Here is a 13,851-nt window from a genome sequence, read left to right as displayed (position 1 = left end):
TTCAGTGTACGGGGATCTAGAGCCAGTCCTGCATCGGCCAGTATCCCCAGCGGGAGTGGAAGAGCGCGGCATTGGCGCGGATCGCCTCCCGGTTGCCTGCCGCAGCGTGGCTGGGCGGATGCCACTGGTGGAAGGCATCAGCGCCGCCGGTCCACAGCATCGGGATCCGGTGGGCACGCAGCTGCATGCCGAAGTCGGTGTCCTCCCCACCGTATCCGCGGTAGTCCTCACTGAACCCGCCGAAGGCCTCCCGGCAGTCCCGCCACAGCCGGGCGGTGAGGGCGAAGGACAGTGACCAGAACAGCTGGTACTCATCTTCAGCGGCCGCCTGCATGACCCCGTCTGCCGGGGCCGGCCGGCCCGGGTGCGGATTGCGGTATCCGGTGAGCGCGTCGAGCGTCTCCGCGGTGACCGGCTGGTCCTCACGCAGGTAGGTGACCGGCCCGGAGGCCACCGCGTCCGGGCGCTCGGCCAGTGCTGCGGTATAGCGGTCGATGAGACGTGGGCCGGGCAGGCAGTCGGCGTCGAGGAACACGACGACTTCAGCCCCGGCATCGGCTGCGTAGTCGCCTGCCATGTTGCGGGCGCGAGCGAGCTCCAGCCGGCCGGGCGCGGTGGCATCGAGCACCGTCGAGCCGTCCAGCTCGAAGAGACTCTCGCCGATCGCCACAGTCGTGTGGTCGGCCGCCGGTGCCCAGCGGGCAAGTGCCGCGCGCTGCAGGCGCACCCGCTCGGCCCGGTCGGCGGAGGCCAGGGTGACGACGTGGACGGCCGGCCTCACGGGGCGCCTTCCACCGGTGGATGGTGTGCCGCCCGGCTGCGGTCGGCGACCGCGAGGATCTCACGTGCCGCCCGGCCTGCCGCCCCGGCCGTCTGCCAGCGGCTCCACTCCGGCTGCCGGGACCTGGCGGCGGCCACGATCTCAGGCCACACCTCGGGCGCGGGCAGCTCCGTGACGACCTCGGCCAGCCCGGCATCGGCGAGGACAGCGGCGGTCGCGGCCTGCTCGTCATAGGGCCGCTGCTGGGGCACGATGACCGCCGGGCGGTTCGCGCAGGCGATGTCGGCGATCGCGTTCTGCCCGCCAGCGGAGATGACGACCGAGGCACCGGCCAGGTCGGCATACGGGTCCTCGCGCCACGACTCGGGTCCCAGCAGCCGACAGCCGGGCCCGAGGTGGTGCTGGACCTGCTGCCAGTAACCGGCCGGAGCATCGGCCCCGCCGCGGCCGAGCAGGATGACCGGCCCGTGCGGATCCGCGGTCGGTCTGCGGCCGGCGAACCGGGAGATCCCGCCGACAGCGGCGACCTTCCCGGCATGCGTGCGCAGATGATCAGGCAGCCTGACCCAGTCGGGCCAGGCGGCGATGATCGACTCGCATACCTGATAGCCGAGCCGGTGGGCGGCATCATTCCGGACTCCCGGCATCGCCAGGGTGGTGACCGGCACACCGAGCAGCCTGAGGAACACGGCGACCTCGACGGACACGTCGACGTGGACGGCCCGCGGCTGGGCCTCTGCCACCCAGGCGGCCAGAGCCGCCATCCGGGCGCGCAGGCCGGGATGGTCGCGCGGCACCCAGTGCAGCGCTCCACCGGCGGTGACATCGGCCCCGCGCTCCTCGGCCGGGGCGTCGAGCGGCAGCCCGATGTCCGCGCGCGGATGCGAGGACAGGATCGCGGTCTCCTCGGGGATCTCAGCGGCGATCGCCTGGCAGCGGAAGAGATGGCCGGTGCCGTGATGGTGGGCGTAGAAGCCGATCATGAGATGAGCTCGGCGGCGACGCGTCCGGTGCCGATGACCTCGCTGTACAGCCGAAGGTAGCCTGTGACCATGTGCCGGCAGTCGAACCGGGTCACCGCCATCCGGCGGGCGCGGGCGCGGTCGAAGCGTCGAGCCCGGCCGATTGCTGCGGCGAGATCGTCGACATCGCCGGGACGGGCGAGCAGTTCGGGGGCGTCGGCGAGCACCTCGGGAATCCCGCCACGGGCGAACGCGGCCACCGGGGTGCCGCAGGACAGCGACTCGATCGTCACGAGCCCGAAAGGCTCATCCCAGCAGGGGGTGACGACCGTGACCGCAGCCGCCCCGACCTCGGCGGCGATCTGCGCGTCGTCGAGATGCCCGACCCACAGAGCGTCATCGCCTAGGCGCGGCTCGATTTCGGTGGTGAAGTAGCGCGGTTCGGCGCAGCGGCCGATGATGCGCAGCGGCACACCGGCAGCCCTGCAGGCATCGATGGCAAGGTGCAGGCCCTTCTCCGGGGTGATGCGGCCGAACCACACGGCATGATCCCCGCCCGGGCCAGCGGCGAAGGTGCGGGTGTCGACGCCGTTGTGGACGACGGTGGCCGGTTCGGGCAGCTGCCACTGCCCGGCGGTGAAGGCGCTGACCGCAGCGAACGAACCGGCGCTGCTGCCAGCCCGGCTGATCGCCTCATCCAGGGGCGCCCCCGGCGGCACGTGCAGGGTGGTGAGCATCGGCACCCGGCCGGAGGCACCGGAGAAGAACGCCGGGCTGACCGAGTTGTTGTGGATGAGGTCGTAGGGTCCGTCCTGCAGGCGCTCGAACAGCTGCCGGTAGGCGGTGTGCTCGATGTCCTGGGCGCCAGGTGGGTAGGCGTCGTCGCGGGCGATGTGCTCATGCCCCGTCCAGTCGATGCCCGGCAGCTCGAACTCCTGCCGGTGCCCGCGCGAACCAGCCGAGGCGTACAGGTCGACCTGCACGCCCGCCTCGCGCAGCCCGGCGGTCAGCCGGTCACAGAACACCTCGAGTCCCCCGCCGAAGGGCGGGGCGATGGGCATGCGGGCAGGCCCGACGACGGCGACGCGCATCAGCTGCCGTCCTCGGTGAGGAACATCGCCGGAGCCGCCACCGCCGCACCAGCACTCATCGGGGCCATGGCCTGCGCATACGCGTCCGCGTAGGCCTGCTGGGCTGCCGGCGCCCGGCCGGCGACATCCCCGCGGGCGATGCGCCCGCGCCTGATCGCCCACACCGCGGCCTCGGCCGCCGAGGTGCCGCTACCGGTGCGATAGGTGCGCACCGCCTCGGGCGCGTCCGCCTGACCGGCATAGTGTCCGCAGTCCGGGGCGATGACGCTCAGACCCAGGTCGCGGCACATCTCCAGCCAACCCGAATGCGTCCCATGCGCATACGGCAGCACCGATACAGCGCACCCCGATAGCGCCCGGTAGAGCACAGCATCCGGGAGTCGAGCTGTCAGATGCAGGTCGAGGCCCGGTGCGGCACCGGAGGCGGCGGCAGCCTGCAGGGCAGTCACCGTCGGGTGCGCGGCACTCGACCGGTGCGCCCACACCTCCAGCCACGCCCCGGACCGGTGCAGACCTGAAGCCAGCGACAGGTAGAACGCCGGGTCGGTGACGACGTTGGTGCGCAGATCCTTGAGGAACACGGCCGCCGAGCGGCCGCGCCGGCCGCTGGCGGTCATGATCTGGGCGGCTTGGGCGGCTGGGACGATCGGCGGGTGGGCAATGACCTCGGCAGCCACGCCGTAGTCGGCGGCCAGTTCGGCTGCCGCGCCCGAGGTGAGGGTGAAGACTGCAGCGGCAGCGGCGGTGAGTGCGCGCAGCCGGTCGCGATGCGCACGCTGATCCCTCAGGTGCGGGTTGGCCAGATCGTGGACGGTGACGACGAGTGCGGCGTGCACATCGGCGCAGGCGCCGATGAAGTCGCGGATCTGTGCGAGACTGCGATGCTCGAACCCGAAGTGGACGTGGACGATGTCGAACTCGCCGGCGTGCGCCCGGATCCAGTCGGCCTCCAGCCCGGGGTGCGGATGCCAGCGTTCGCCGACAGGCAGCTGAGCGGGCCTGACGGGTTCGGCAGTCGGCGGCCAGGTGGCATCGACGAATGGGTGCTGGGCAGGGATGGAGAGAACTCGGGGTCGAGCGTCGAGCTCCGGAGTCTTCATCGCCGGACCGGCCTTTCCAATGGAGTCAGCTGCATGCGTGCAGCGCGGTCGCCGCAGCAAGCAACTCGTGCACCTGCGTAAGCGAGGACAAGAAAGCTTGTCGGTGCCGGTGCAGGGTAAGGTGACTTGATAGTATCACCGTGCGGCGCCGATCCGGTTCCGCATACATGATTCCGGGTCAGAGTCGAGGTGAACAGTGGACGCACATGCCGTTGAGCACATTCTCACCGGCCCGCCTGCCCACGGAGTGATCCGATTCGGGCGACATCTGCACCAGGCTTTGGGACAGGGGTTCGTTCGTGAGGCTCTCAACCCGGCGCAGCTGCCGGCCCCGGCTGCCGACGCCGAGCTCGTCCACATCAGCTTCACCGACCACCTCTGCGGCCCCGATCCGCAAACCGCTGTCGACACAGTGCTGCGCCTGGCCGCCGGTCGGCTGCTGAGCCTGACTCTGCACGACATCCCGCAGCCTGGCGAGGGTGCTGATCGCTGCGCCCGCCGGCAGGCGGCCTACCTCAGGCTCGTGCGCGCCGCTGACGTCGTGGTGACGAATTCTGAGTCTGAAGCCCGCCGGCTGGAATCCGCCGGGGCCATCCACGTCGTGCCCCTGCCGATCGAAGCACCGCGTCCGCTGGCTGCAGCTCCCGGCCCACCGACGGCCGGATCTTCAGACGGGGGCATCCCGGTCATCGGCATCTTCGGGTTCGTCTACCCCGGCAAGGGCTGCGAGGACGTCATCGACGCGGCTCCGGCCGGGACCCGCATCCTGCTGCTCGGAGACGTCGCTGACGGCCACGCCGGCTACCTTGCCGGGCTGCGCTCGCGGGCGGCAGAGCGCGGCATCGACCTGCAGTGCACCGGCTACATCCCCGACACCGAACTCCCAGCCGCCCTCGATGCGGTCACCGTGCCGGTCTGCGCCCACCGCCACGTCTCCGCCTCCGGCTCCCTCAACACCTGGATCGCCCATAACCGGGTGCCGCTGACCACCATCTCGGACTACACGACCGAAGTCGCCGCGCGCTGGCCGGGCCGGCTGCGCCTCTGCACGCCCAGCACCCTTGCCGAGGCACTCGCCGCCGCCTGCCGCACACCCGCGTCGACATGGGCTGACACACCCCCTCCGGATTGGGGCTGGGCTGAGGTCGCCGCCGCCTACCGCCGTATCTGGAGCACCGTATGACAGCCCCGTCCGTTTCCGTCATCATCCCCTACTACGAGAATCCGACAGGGCTGAGCGCGGTGCTCGCCGGGATCAGCGCGCAGGAATACACAGGCGACATCGAGATCATCGTCGCCGACGACGGCTCGGCCACCGCGCCCGAGGTGCCGGCCGGCGTGCGACTCGTCCGCCAGGACGACCGGGGCTTCCGTGCCGCAGCCGCCCGCAACCTCGGTGCCGCGCACGCCAGCGGGACGATCCTCGTCTTTCTCGACGGCGATACGATCCCGCAGCCTGGCTGCATCGCCGCCCTGGCAGAGGCGCTCGTCGAGGAGCCGTGGACGCTGGCCGTCGGCAGCCGCCGCATGCTCGACACCGACACTACTCCGCCGACCGACCTCGGCGAACCTGCCTGGCTCACCCGCGCCTGGACGGACACGTCGGACCTGCAGCGCATCGACGACACCGGCTTCCGGTTCATCATCTCCGCCGTCCTCGCCCTCACCCGCGAGCTGTTCGAGACGATCGGCGGGTTCGACGCAGGCTTCATCGGCTACGGCGGCGAGGACTGGGAACTCGCCTGGCAGGCCCGCCTGGCCGGCGCAGACTACCGGCACCTCCCGCACGCCCTTGCCCACCACCTCGGCGGCGACTGGGCCCACCGCTGGGGTGCAGACACCGCCGGCAAGCGCGCGGAGAAGAACGCCGAGTCGATGGCACTGGCCGCCAGCATCACGCATCCGATCATGCGCCCTGCCGGCATCGTCTTCGCAGTCCCCGACATCCTCGTCCACCTGCCGAGCAGCGGCGACACGGGCTGCGACGTCGCCGCGATCACCGCGCTGTTGGCCGCCGGCGACGTGCACGTCGTGGTCACCGCGGGCCAGGACGCTGCTGCAACCGGCCCCGAGATGCCGGGCGTCTTCGCCGCCGACCCGCGGGTCCACGATGTGGTTCCGGAATGGAGCCGGGCCCGCCCACGCTTCGATGTCTGTGCACACCGGGCTTTCTGCCCCGGACCGGGCGAGCTGCAGGCAGTGTGCGAAGCAGCCGCCATGGCCGAGCGCTGCGCGACGGTGACCGATAGCACCGGTCAGCTCTACGCTGAGATCCGGCCGGCCCGCGCGGTGGCACTGGCGGCCCGCGGCCCGCGGCACAGGCGGGGGGAAAGGCCGCAGTCCGGATCCGAACCCGGGCTGCGGCTCGTGCGGCAATGGGCCCTCTCTCCGGCCCTGCTGGCGCTCGAGGACACGTGGCGTCAGGCTGCCGAAGAGGAGCTGAAAGGGTGCCAGGCGGGAATCAGCTTGGGTGAGCCTGGGTCAGCTGACGGCTTCGTCGTAGGCGCTGACGAGGTCAGTGGTGAGGCCGACGGACTTCTCAGTCGTTGAGTCGTGCAGGGCGGAGCCGGTGACGAGCCCGTTCTTGACCACGGCTGAGACTGTGTGCTGCTCTGTGCCCGGAGCCATCGGGCTCGTGGTGACGGTCTCGACTGCCTGGCCGGCGCCGGGGATGTCGACGACGTCAACAGACATCTCCATCTCGATGCGCTCTCCAGCCACTGTCATCGTCATGTTCGAGCAGGTGGAGTTCGTGTCGATCATGTTCTGCAGTGCCGCAGCGGCATCATCGTCCGTCTCATATGAGGCGATCGCCGCCGTGTAGCCATTGTCGTCGCTCAGCGCCGACTTGTTCGGGACATCGGCAGAGGGCTTGGTCACGAGCTCGATGAGGACGTCTTGGCAGGCGGCTGGTTCGACGTCGGCCTGTTTGAACTGCTCGATTGCGCTCTGCACCTCCGGCGGCTCCGCATCGATGGTCGCAAAGCTCTTCCCGTCGTACGTCAGCTCGTTGAGCACTGTGGCAAGCTCGTCTTCGTTCAGCTGCTTGAGGGCATCGTCTGCGGGCGCGGAGGTCTCCTCAGCGGGCTGCGCAGTGCCGCCCCCGGCCTGTTCGGCGGACTTGTCCGCTGCGCCGGAACCGCCGGAGCAGGCAGAGAGGACGAGGGCTATGCCGGCTGATGCAGCAAAACCGGCGGCCAGCCGAAAGGGGGACGGGTGTTCCATGCGGTGCTCCTGGCGTGAGGCGGGTGCTGTGATCCTCAGCTTAAAGGGCGGAACCGGGAGGGGACAACGAGGTTCTGTTGCAGTCCTGCGACAGCCGGTTTCCGCTGCTGCCTGCCATACACTGAAGGATATGATTTCCGAACTCAACCGCGAGAGCACCGCCCTGGTCCTCGTCGACATCCAGAACGACTTTTGTGAAGGCGGCGCCCTCGGGGTCGAGGGTGGGACGGAAGTGGCCCGCCGGGTCGCCGACTTCGTCACCGCGCATCGGGACGACTACGCCCGCATCGTCGCCACCGCTGACTGGCACATCGATCCCGGCGATCACTTCTCCGACCACCCCGACTTCATCAGCACCTGGCCGGTCCACTGCGTGGCCGGCACTGACGGTGCTGCTTTCCACCCCGAGCTCAGGCCGGCCATCGACAGCGTCGATGCGGTCTTCCGCAAAGGTGAGTACGCGGCGGCCTATTCGGGATTCGAAGGCCATCTCACCGATGACGACTCGGTCATGCTCGCCGACTGGCTGTGGGCAGAGGGGATCCGCTCGATCGCCGTGTGCGGCATCGCCACCGATCACTGCGTGCGCGCCACCGTGCTCGACGGCCGCGATGAGGACTTCGCCGTCCGGGTGCTCGTCGATCTTGTCGCCGGCGTCGATGAGAACCGGTCTGCCGAAGCGCTGCAGGAGATGAACGCCGCCGGCGCCGAACTCTCCTGAGACGTCAGGTCCAGAAGCGGTCAGTCCCAGCAGACGTCAGCCCGGGAGACCGCCAGCCGCAGGAAGGGTCAGCTCAGCCCCTCGCGCGCTCCAGCACACCGGCCAGCCGCCTGACACCCTCGTCCATCCGCTCGGCCGGGGTACGCGAGAACGACAGCCGCAGGTGGTCATCGGTGACCCGGTCGACGAAGAACGGGGCTCCGGGCACATAGGCGACTCCCGCCTCAACGGCGGCCGAGGCGAGTGCCTTCGCATCGATGCCGGGAACCTCCACCCAGGTGAAGAACCCGCCAGCGGGCTGCGTCCACGTCGCTGCGCCTTCCAGGTGCGTGGCGAGTGCGGCCAGCAGGGCAGAGCACCGCTGCGCGTAGGCGCGGCGGATGGCTGGCAGCCCGGCGGTGAAGTGGCCTTCGCGGATGTAGGCGTCGAGCATGCACTGCGCGAGGGCGGAGGCGCACTGGTCGGTCGTCGTCTTGACCTCGGCCATCGCCGCGATGATCGCCTCCGGCCCGCACGCCCAGCCCAGCCGGGTGCCGGGCGTGAAGGTCTTGGAGAACGTGCCGATCTGCACCGTGACGTCCGGGCCGAGCTGATAGAGCGAAGGCAGGTACGAGCCGTCGAAGGCGAGATCGCGGTAGGCGACATCCTCAACGAGCAGAATGCCGGCCTCCCGGGCCGCAGCGACGAGCGCAGCACGGCGCGCAGTCGAGAGAAGCAGACCCGAAGGGTTCTGAAAGTCGGGGATGACATAGGCGAACGCCGGTTCCGCGCCCTGCTTGCGGGCGGTCTCACACGCCTCGGCGAGGGATTCGGGAACGAGGCCTTCAGCGTCGTTGCGCATCGCCACCGGCACCGTCTCATTGGTGGTGAACACCGTGCAGGCCCCCAGATACGTCGGCGCCTCGACGAGGACAGCAGCGCCCGGATCGGCCAGCGCCTTCGTCACCAGGGTGAGCGCGTCGACCCCGCCGGAGGTGACGATGAGCTCGCCGTCGGCCGGTGTATGCTCCTGCGTCTGGCTGACGAGGGTGCGCAGGGACTCGCGCAGCGGGGCCAGCCCGCGGTTCGAAGCGTACTGCAGCGCCACCTCGGGCGCGGTGGAGACGGCCTTGGCCGCCAGCTCGCTCAGCAGCTGCGCATCGAACAGGCCGGGGTCGGGGAACCCGCCGGTGAAGTCGATGAGATCCCCGCCCTGGGCTGCGAGCGCGAGGATCGCCGAGAGCTCACCGGGTCCGCCCTGGGCGCGGCGGGCTAGAACATGGGACAGGTCACCGTGCTGTGTCATGCCGACACTCTAGAGCGCTTCCGTGCCGGTAACGACACCGTCCCATCTGCCGGGCAGGGCACAGGACTGGCGGGCAGGGCACAGGACTGGCGGACAGGACAGAGGACTGGCGGGCGTGGCCGGATCCTGGCGGGGACCCGGTGCGCAGGCCCCAGCCAGCCGGCCGGTTCAGCCGAGGGTGCCGTAGAGGAACCGGGCGACTCCGTCATAGGCCTGGCGGCGCGGGGTCTCGGCGGACATGAAGACGTCGTGCATCGCATTCGGGATCTTCTCGATCGTCACGGAACGGCCCAGCGACAGTGCCCGGCGGGCGATGACATCGACGTCGAGGATGATGTCGGCGGTCGCCATCGACGGGGAGAAGGAGCCGCCGCGCAGGGTCGCAGCCGAGGTCTGCACGAGCGCTGGGATCATGAGGTCGAGACCGGCGGCGACCTGCTCATGGCCGGCGAAGATCGCCTGCAGCCACGCCGGGTAGATCGGGAACCCGCCCGGCGGCTTGAGCCTGAGGTCATACGGCAGCCGGCCGAGGGAAGCGCTGGCGAGGGTGTAGAAATTCGGCATCCGCACGTTCAGCGGCTTCGCCGACATCGAGCGCAGACTCATCCACGCATTCATGAGCTTGCGGGCGGCGGCATCGTACTGGAACTCCAGCCACGGCGAGTTCAGCAGCAGCGCGCTCGGCTCCTCCGGATGCCGTGCCGCCCACAGCGACAGAATCAGCCCGCCGGTCGAATGGCCGTGCAACAGGATCCGGCAGCCGGGGTTCTCCTCTCGCGCCACCGCCAGTGCTGCGGCGATCTCCTCGTCGTAGTCGCTGAGATCCTCGATATACCCGGCATGGGTCTCATGCCCGGTGAGCACCCGGGCGGGCAGATCGTCCTCGACCTCCTGAACAGCAGCTGCCGCCAGCGTTTGCGCGGCCGCCTCGTCGGTCAGGGCGGCGTCCGCGCCCGAGGTGTCGGGCGCCCAGCGCTCGGGGCCGCCGGCTGCGTCGATGAGCAGGCTGCGGCCGTAGCGGCGCAGGTCGATGGCGTAGAAGGCGATGCCCAGCGACGCATAGTAGTCGGCCAGCCGGTGGTGGAAGAAATAGTCCGACCAGCCGTGCAGGTAGATCACCGCGGTGTCGGCGGGGATCGCCGGGTGCCTGGTGCCGGCGGGCTGCAGGGACGGCTGCGCCTTCCGCAGCGCGTCCGGAGCCGGGTCGGCAGCGGGTGCCGGGGCCGGATCGGGGAGCGTTGGGGCGATGATGACGGCGTTCTGCCCGTCACCGACCGCAATCGGCAGCATGCGGAACCGGGGTCCGAGGATGTCCTCACGCCACTGCCGCTGTGCTGCCATCTGCCCAGTGTCTCAGATCAGCCCGCATGTCCCACCCAGCCGGCTCCCACCTCGGCGGCGGTCGCGGAACCCGGGCAACGCCTCGGGCACGGGGCAGGATATGGCACCATGACGCTATGAGTGAAAAGTTCCGCCTGCGCCCTGCCCTCAAGACCACGCCGGCCTACGTGCCGGGCAAGCCGCCGAAGGCCACCGAGGGTCTCAAGACCTTCAAACTGTCCTCCAACGAGCACCACATGGATCCGCTGCCGGCCGTCGCCGAGGCGATCGACGCCGGTGGCCGCGCCCCAGCCAGCTATGCAGACCCCTCGGTCGCTGAGCTCACCGCCGCGCTCGCCGACCACCTCGGCGTCAGCGCTGATACCGTGCTGTTCTCCGCCGGGGCCTCCGAGATGCTCAAGGCCCTCTTCCACATCGCCGTCGACCCCGGTGACGAGGTCGTCTACCCATGGCCGTCCTTCGAGATGTACCCGCAGCTGGCCAACCTGTGCGGGGCGACCCACCAGCGCATCAGCGTCGATGCCGACGGCCGCCACGATCTGCCGGCGATGGCCGCTGCGATCTCCGAGCGCACCCGGCTCGTGATCCTGTGCACCCCGAACAACCCGACCGGCCCGGCGCTGCGCCAGGACGAGTTCGACGCCTTCATGGCCCAGGTGCCCTCCGATGTCATCGTCGTCCTCGACGAGGCCTACATCGACTTCTGCGACGCCGAAGACGCCGCAGACGGGCTGGCAGCGCTCGGCCAGCACCCGAACCTCGTGCTGCTGCGCACCTTCTCCAAGTCCTACGGACTGGCCGGGCTGCGGGTCGGTTATGCGGTGGCTGATCCCGAGCTCATCATGGAGCTGCGCAAGTCGATCCTGCCGTTCTCCGTCAGCGCCTCCGCCCAGCAGGCTGCGCTCGTCTCGCTCAAGCACAGCCAGGATATGGAGGTCCGCGCCAAGGAGGTCGCTCGGCTGCGTGATGACCTGGCTGCCGGGCTGCGCGGTCTCGGCTACGAGGTCTTCGAGGCCCACGGCAATTTCGTGTGGCTCAACCTCGCGGAGCGCTCCGACGACTTCGAGGCCGCCTGCCTGGAGGCCGGGCTGGCCGTGCGCAACCTCAAGGACGGGGTGCGGATCTCCGTGGGCCCGGCCGAGGCGATGCAGCGGGTGCTGCAGGTCGCCGGTGACTTCGCCGCCGACGGCGGCGCGGTCACCGACGCCGGTGCCCCGGACAAGGCAGAGGGAGCACCGAAGTGACCGCCGCCCACGAGACCGCTGAGCAGGCGGTGGACAAGACAGGCGCCGATGTGCCGCTCGATGAGCTGGCCGCCGAACTGAGCGCCGGCGCGCTCGTGACCGACCGCGACGTCATCGGCACCTACTCGAAGGACTGGGCGCTGTTCTCCCATGTCGGTGAGGCCGCAGCGCTCGTGCGCGCCGCCTCAGTCGAGGATGTGCAGGCGACCCTGCGGTTCGCCACCGCCCACCGCATCCCGGTCGTCCCGCAGGGCGCGCGCACCGGGCTGTCCGGCGGGGCGAACGCCGTCGAGGGCTGTCTGCTGCTGTCTGTGGCGAAGATGAACGAGATCGTCGAGATCAACACCGTCGAGCAGACCTGCACCGTCCAGCCCGGCGTCATCAACCAGGACCTCAAGAAGGCCCTGACCCAGTACGGACTGTCCTACCCGCCGGATCCCGGCTCGGTGGCGATCTCCTCGATCGGCGGCAACGTCGCGACCAACGCCGGTGGCCTGTGCTGCGTGAAATACGGCGTCACCCGCGACTACGTCCGCAGCCTCACCGTCGTGCTCGCCGACGGGCAGGTCACCCGCGTCGGCCGGCCCACCCGGAAGGGCGTGGCCGGGCTCGAGCTCTCCCAGCTGTTCATCGGCTCCGAGGGCACGCTGGGGGTCATCGTCGAGATCACCCTCGACCTCATCCCCGCCCTGCCCGACCCGCTCACGGCGATCGCGCTGTTCCCCGAGGCAGCCGATGCCGCGAGCACAGTCTGCGATTTCATGGCCACCGGCGCCCGGCCCTCGATGCTCGAGTACCTCGACGGCACCTCGATCGACATGATCAACGACTACGGCGACTTCGGCCTGCCCTCAGGCATGGGTGCGATGCTGCTCGTGCAGTCCAACGGCGACGGCAGCTTAGAGCATGCGACCGAGGAGATGGAGACCTTCACCCGGGTCGCCAACGCCTGCAACGCCGCCGAGGTCGTCTTCAGCGAAGACCCGGCTGACTCCGAACTCCTCGTCGCCGCCCGGCGCGCGGTCGGCCCGGCCGGGGAGAAGTATGCCAATGCCCACGGCGGCGGCGAGCTCATCGACGACGTGTGCATCCCACGCGGGCAGATGCGCGAGTTCTTCACCCGCCTCGATGGCATCCGCGCTGAGCACCCGCATGTGCTCATCTCCAATGCCGGGCACGCAGGCGACGGCAACATGCACCCGTGTGTGTTCTTCGACGCAGGTGTCGAAGAGGCCACCGAGCAGGCGCTTGCCGCGTTCGACGCGATCATGGCACTCGGCCTCGAGCTCGGCGGCACCATCACCGGTGAGCACGGGGTGGGCTATCTGAAGAAGGAGTGGCTGGCCCGCGAACTCGATCCGGTGACCCGCGCCATGCACCTGAAGATCAAGGATGCCCTCGACCCGCTCGGCATCCTCAACCCCGGCAAGATGCTCGGCGTACTGTGAGCTGAGGATGCAGGCGGTGACGCTGACGGCCGGCCTGGCCCTGGGATTCGCCTTCGGCCAGGCCGCCCGCCGCCTCGCCTGCCTGCCTGAGTCCTCCGCGTCCGAGGCGGTGCTGCCCGGTGATGACCTGCTGCCTGCCGCGCCGGTCCAGGTGGATCGGGTCGTGGCGATCGCTGCCGCTCCCGAGGCGGTGTGGCCGCGGATCGCTCAGCTCGGTCAGCACAGGGCCGGGTTCTACACACTGCCGGTGATCGACCAGGCGATCGGCTGCGATTCTGAGGCTGCTAAGCGCATCCACCCGGAATGGCAGGACGTGCACGCAGGCGACGCCTTCCCGGTGGCCCCATTCATCACCCTGCGGGTAGCGGCGGTGAGTCCGGGGGAGTGCCTCGTCGTCACCACCTGCGGTGGGACGATCGCCACGCTTGTCCGCGAGTTCTGTGCTGTCAATTCCTCGTGGGCGGTGGTGCTGCGCCCTGACGCAGTGGCCACCCGCCTGCACGTGCGCGCTCGCTGGCAGCCGCACGATACCCGCGCAGCCCGGCTGTTGCCGGTCATCCGTGTCGTCACAGCGGTGATGTCGGCATTGTCCCTGCGGCGCATCCGCGCGCTCGCCACCCAGAACGCCTGAGCCACCCACCGAGCGGCGCCCC

13 protein-coding genes are annotated in these 13,851 nt (G+C 69.9%); 6 read left to right on the top strand and 7 right to left on the bottom strand.

All coding sequences use genetic code 11. The features are described from left to right. Positions 1-16: 16 nt before the first annotated feature. Genes M3C25_RS02000 through M3C25_RS01985 form a run of 4 tightly spaced genes read right to left on the bottom strand, consistent with a single transcriptional unit; the run spans position 17 to position 3,934 of the window. On the bottom strand, positions 17-781 hold the full coding sequence (locus M3C25_RS02000) for a glycosyltransferase family 2 protein (RefSeq protein WP_259854752.1): 765 nt from the start codon (positions 779-781) through the stop codon (positions 17-19). Further along, a complete protein-coding gene (locus M3C25_RS01995) occupies positions 778-1,764 on the bottom strand; it encodes a glycosyltransferase (protein ID WP_259854751.1) in 987 nt (328 codons plus the stop codon). Before M3C25_RS01995 ends, M3C25_RS02000 begins: the two co-directional genes overlap by 4 nt. Beyond that, entirely contained in the window at positions 1,761-2,834 is a 1,074-nt protein-coding gene (locus tag M3C25_RS01990) for a glycosyltransferase (protein WP_259854749.1), read from the bottom strand. Before M3C25_RS01990 ends, M3C25_RS01995 begins: the two co-directional genes overlap by 4 nt. Beyond that, entirely contained in the window at positions 2,834-3,934 is a 1,101-nt protein-coding gene (locus M3C25_RS01985) for a glycosyltransferase (RefSeq protein ID WP_259854748.1), read from the bottom strand. The genes M3C25_RS01990 and M3C25_RS01985 overlap by 1 nt, the downstream gene beginning before the upstream one ends. A 196-nt stretch (positions 3,935-4,130) precedes the next feature. Here M3C25_RS01985 and M3C25_RS01980 point away from each other — a divergent pair, with 196 nt between their 5' ends. Continuing rightward, a complete protein-coding gene (locus M3C25_RS01980; protein WP_259833072.1) occupies positions 4,131-5,117 on the top strand; it encodes a glycosyltransferase family protein in 987 nt (328 codons plus the stop codon). Further along, a complete protein-coding gene (locus tag M3C25_RS01975; protein ID WP_259854746.1) occupies positions 5,114-6,484 on the top strand; it encodes a glycosyltransferase family 2 protein in 1,371 nt (456 codons plus the stop codon). The genes M3C25_RS01980 and M3C25_RS01975 overlap by 4 nt, the downstream gene beginning before the upstream one ends. Here M3C25_RS01975 and M3C25_RS01970 read toward each other — a convergent pair. Then, entirely contained in the window at positions 6,416-7,159 is a 744-nt protein-coding gene (locus M3C25_RS01970) for a hypothetical protein (RefSeq protein WP_259846363.1), read from the bottom strand. The genes M3C25_RS01975 and M3C25_RS01970 overlap by 69 nt on opposite strands. A gap of 130 nt (positions 7,160-7,289) precedes the next feature. Between M3C25_RS01970 and M3C25_RS01965 the strand changes: the two genes are divergently transcribed. Then, positions 7,290-7,880 carry an isochorismatase family protein gene (locus tag M3C25_RS01965; RefSeq protein WP_259854745.1) on the top strand — a complete coding sequence of 197 codons (591 nt, stop codon included), beginning with the start codon at positions 7,290-7,292 and terminating at the stop codon, positions 7,878-7,880. Positions 7,881-7,953: 73 nt separating this feature from the next. On the opposite strand, the gene M3C25_RS01960 is transcribed toward M3C25_RS01965, so the two are convergent. Then, positions 7,954-9,165, bottom strand: coding sequence for an aminotransferase-like domain-containing protein (locus M3C25_RS01960; protein ID WP_259846368.1), 1,212 nt, complete (start codon positions 9,163-9,165; stop codon positions 7,954-7,956). 168 nt (positions 9,166-9,333) lie between these two features. Continuing rightward, entirely contained in the window at positions 9,334-10,506 is a 1,173-nt protein-coding gene (locus M3C25_RS01955) for an alpha/beta hydrolase (RefSeq protein ID WP_102161115.1), read from the bottom strand. A 116-nt stretch (positions 10,507-10,622) separates the two neighbouring features. Between M3C25_RS01955 and hisC the strand changes: the two genes are divergently transcribed. From hisC to M3C25_RS01940, 3 genes are read left to right on the top strand one after another with little or no spacing between them, the layout of a single operon-like run. Further along, entirely contained in the window at positions 10,623-11,750 is a 1,128-nt protein-coding gene (hisC, locus tag M3C25_RS01950; protein WP_259854744.1) for a histidinol-phosphate transaminase, read from the top strand. Beyond that, complete coding sequence (locus M3C25_RS01945; RefSeq protein ID WP_259854742.1) at positions 11,747-13,198, top strand: FAD-binding oxidoreductase; 1,452 nt, start codon at positions 11,747-11,749, stop codon at positions 13,196-13,198. The genes hisC and M3C25_RS01945 overlap by 4 nt, the downstream gene beginning before the upstream one ends. 16 nt (positions 13,199-13,214) lie before the next feature. Further along, positions 13,215-13,829: a hypothetical protein gene (locus M3C25_RS01940; RefSeq protein WP_170273114.1), complete on the top strand. Its 615-nt coding sequence runs from the start codon at positions 13,215-13,217 to the stop codon at positions 13,827-13,829. Positions 13,830-13,851: the final 22 nt, after the last annotated feature.

Origin of the sequence: Brevibacterium luteolum (assembly GCF_025147615.1) — a bacterium.
In the GTDB taxonomy this organism is placed as follows: domain Bacteria; phylum Actinomycetota; class Actinomycetes; order Actinomycetales; family Brevibacteriaceae; genus Brevibacterium; species Brevibacterium luteolum.
Note: the sequence above shows the minus strand (reverse complement) of the source record. Positions and strands in the feature narration are given on the sequence as shown.

Bases quoted from the DNA above. Each gene is read 5' to 3' on its own strand.
- hisC (WP_259854744.1), top strand. From the start codon at position 10,623: ATGAGTGAAAAGTTCCGCCTGCGCCCTGCCCTCAAGACCACGCCGGCC.
- M3C25_RS01995 (WP_259854751.1), bottom strand. From the start codon at position 1,764: ATGATCGGCTTCTACGCCCACCATCACGGCACCGGCCATCTCTTCCGC.
- M3C25_RS01965 (WP_259854745.1), top strand. From the start codon at position 7,290: ATGATTTCCGAACTCAACCGCGAGAGCACCGCCCTGGTCCTCGTCGAC.
- M3C25_RS01990 (WP_259854749.1), bottom strand. From the start codon at position 2,834: ATGCGCGTCGCCGTCGTCGGGCCTGCCCGCATGCCCATCGCCCCGCCC.
- M3C25_RS01960 (WP_259846368.1), bottom strand. From the start codon at position 9,165: ATGACACAGCACGGTGACCTGTCCCATGTTCTAGCCCGCCGCGCCCAG.
- M3C25_RS01975 (WP_259854746.1), top strand. From the start codon at position 5,114: ATGACAGCCCCGTCCGTTTCCGTCATCATCCCCTACTACGAGAATCCG.
- M3C25_RS01955 (WP_102161115.1), bottom strand. From the start codon at position 10,506: ATGGCAGCACAGCGGCAGTGGCGTGAGGACATCCTCGGACCCCGGTTC.
- M3C25_RS01970 (WP_259846363.1), bottom strand. From the start codon at position 7,159: ATGGAACACCCGTCCCCCTTTCGGCTGGCCGCCGGTTTTGCTGCATCA.
- M3C25_RS01985 (WP_259854748.1), bottom strand. From the start codon at position 3,934: ATGAAGACTCCGGAGCTCGACGCTCGACCCCGAGTTCTCTCCATCCCT.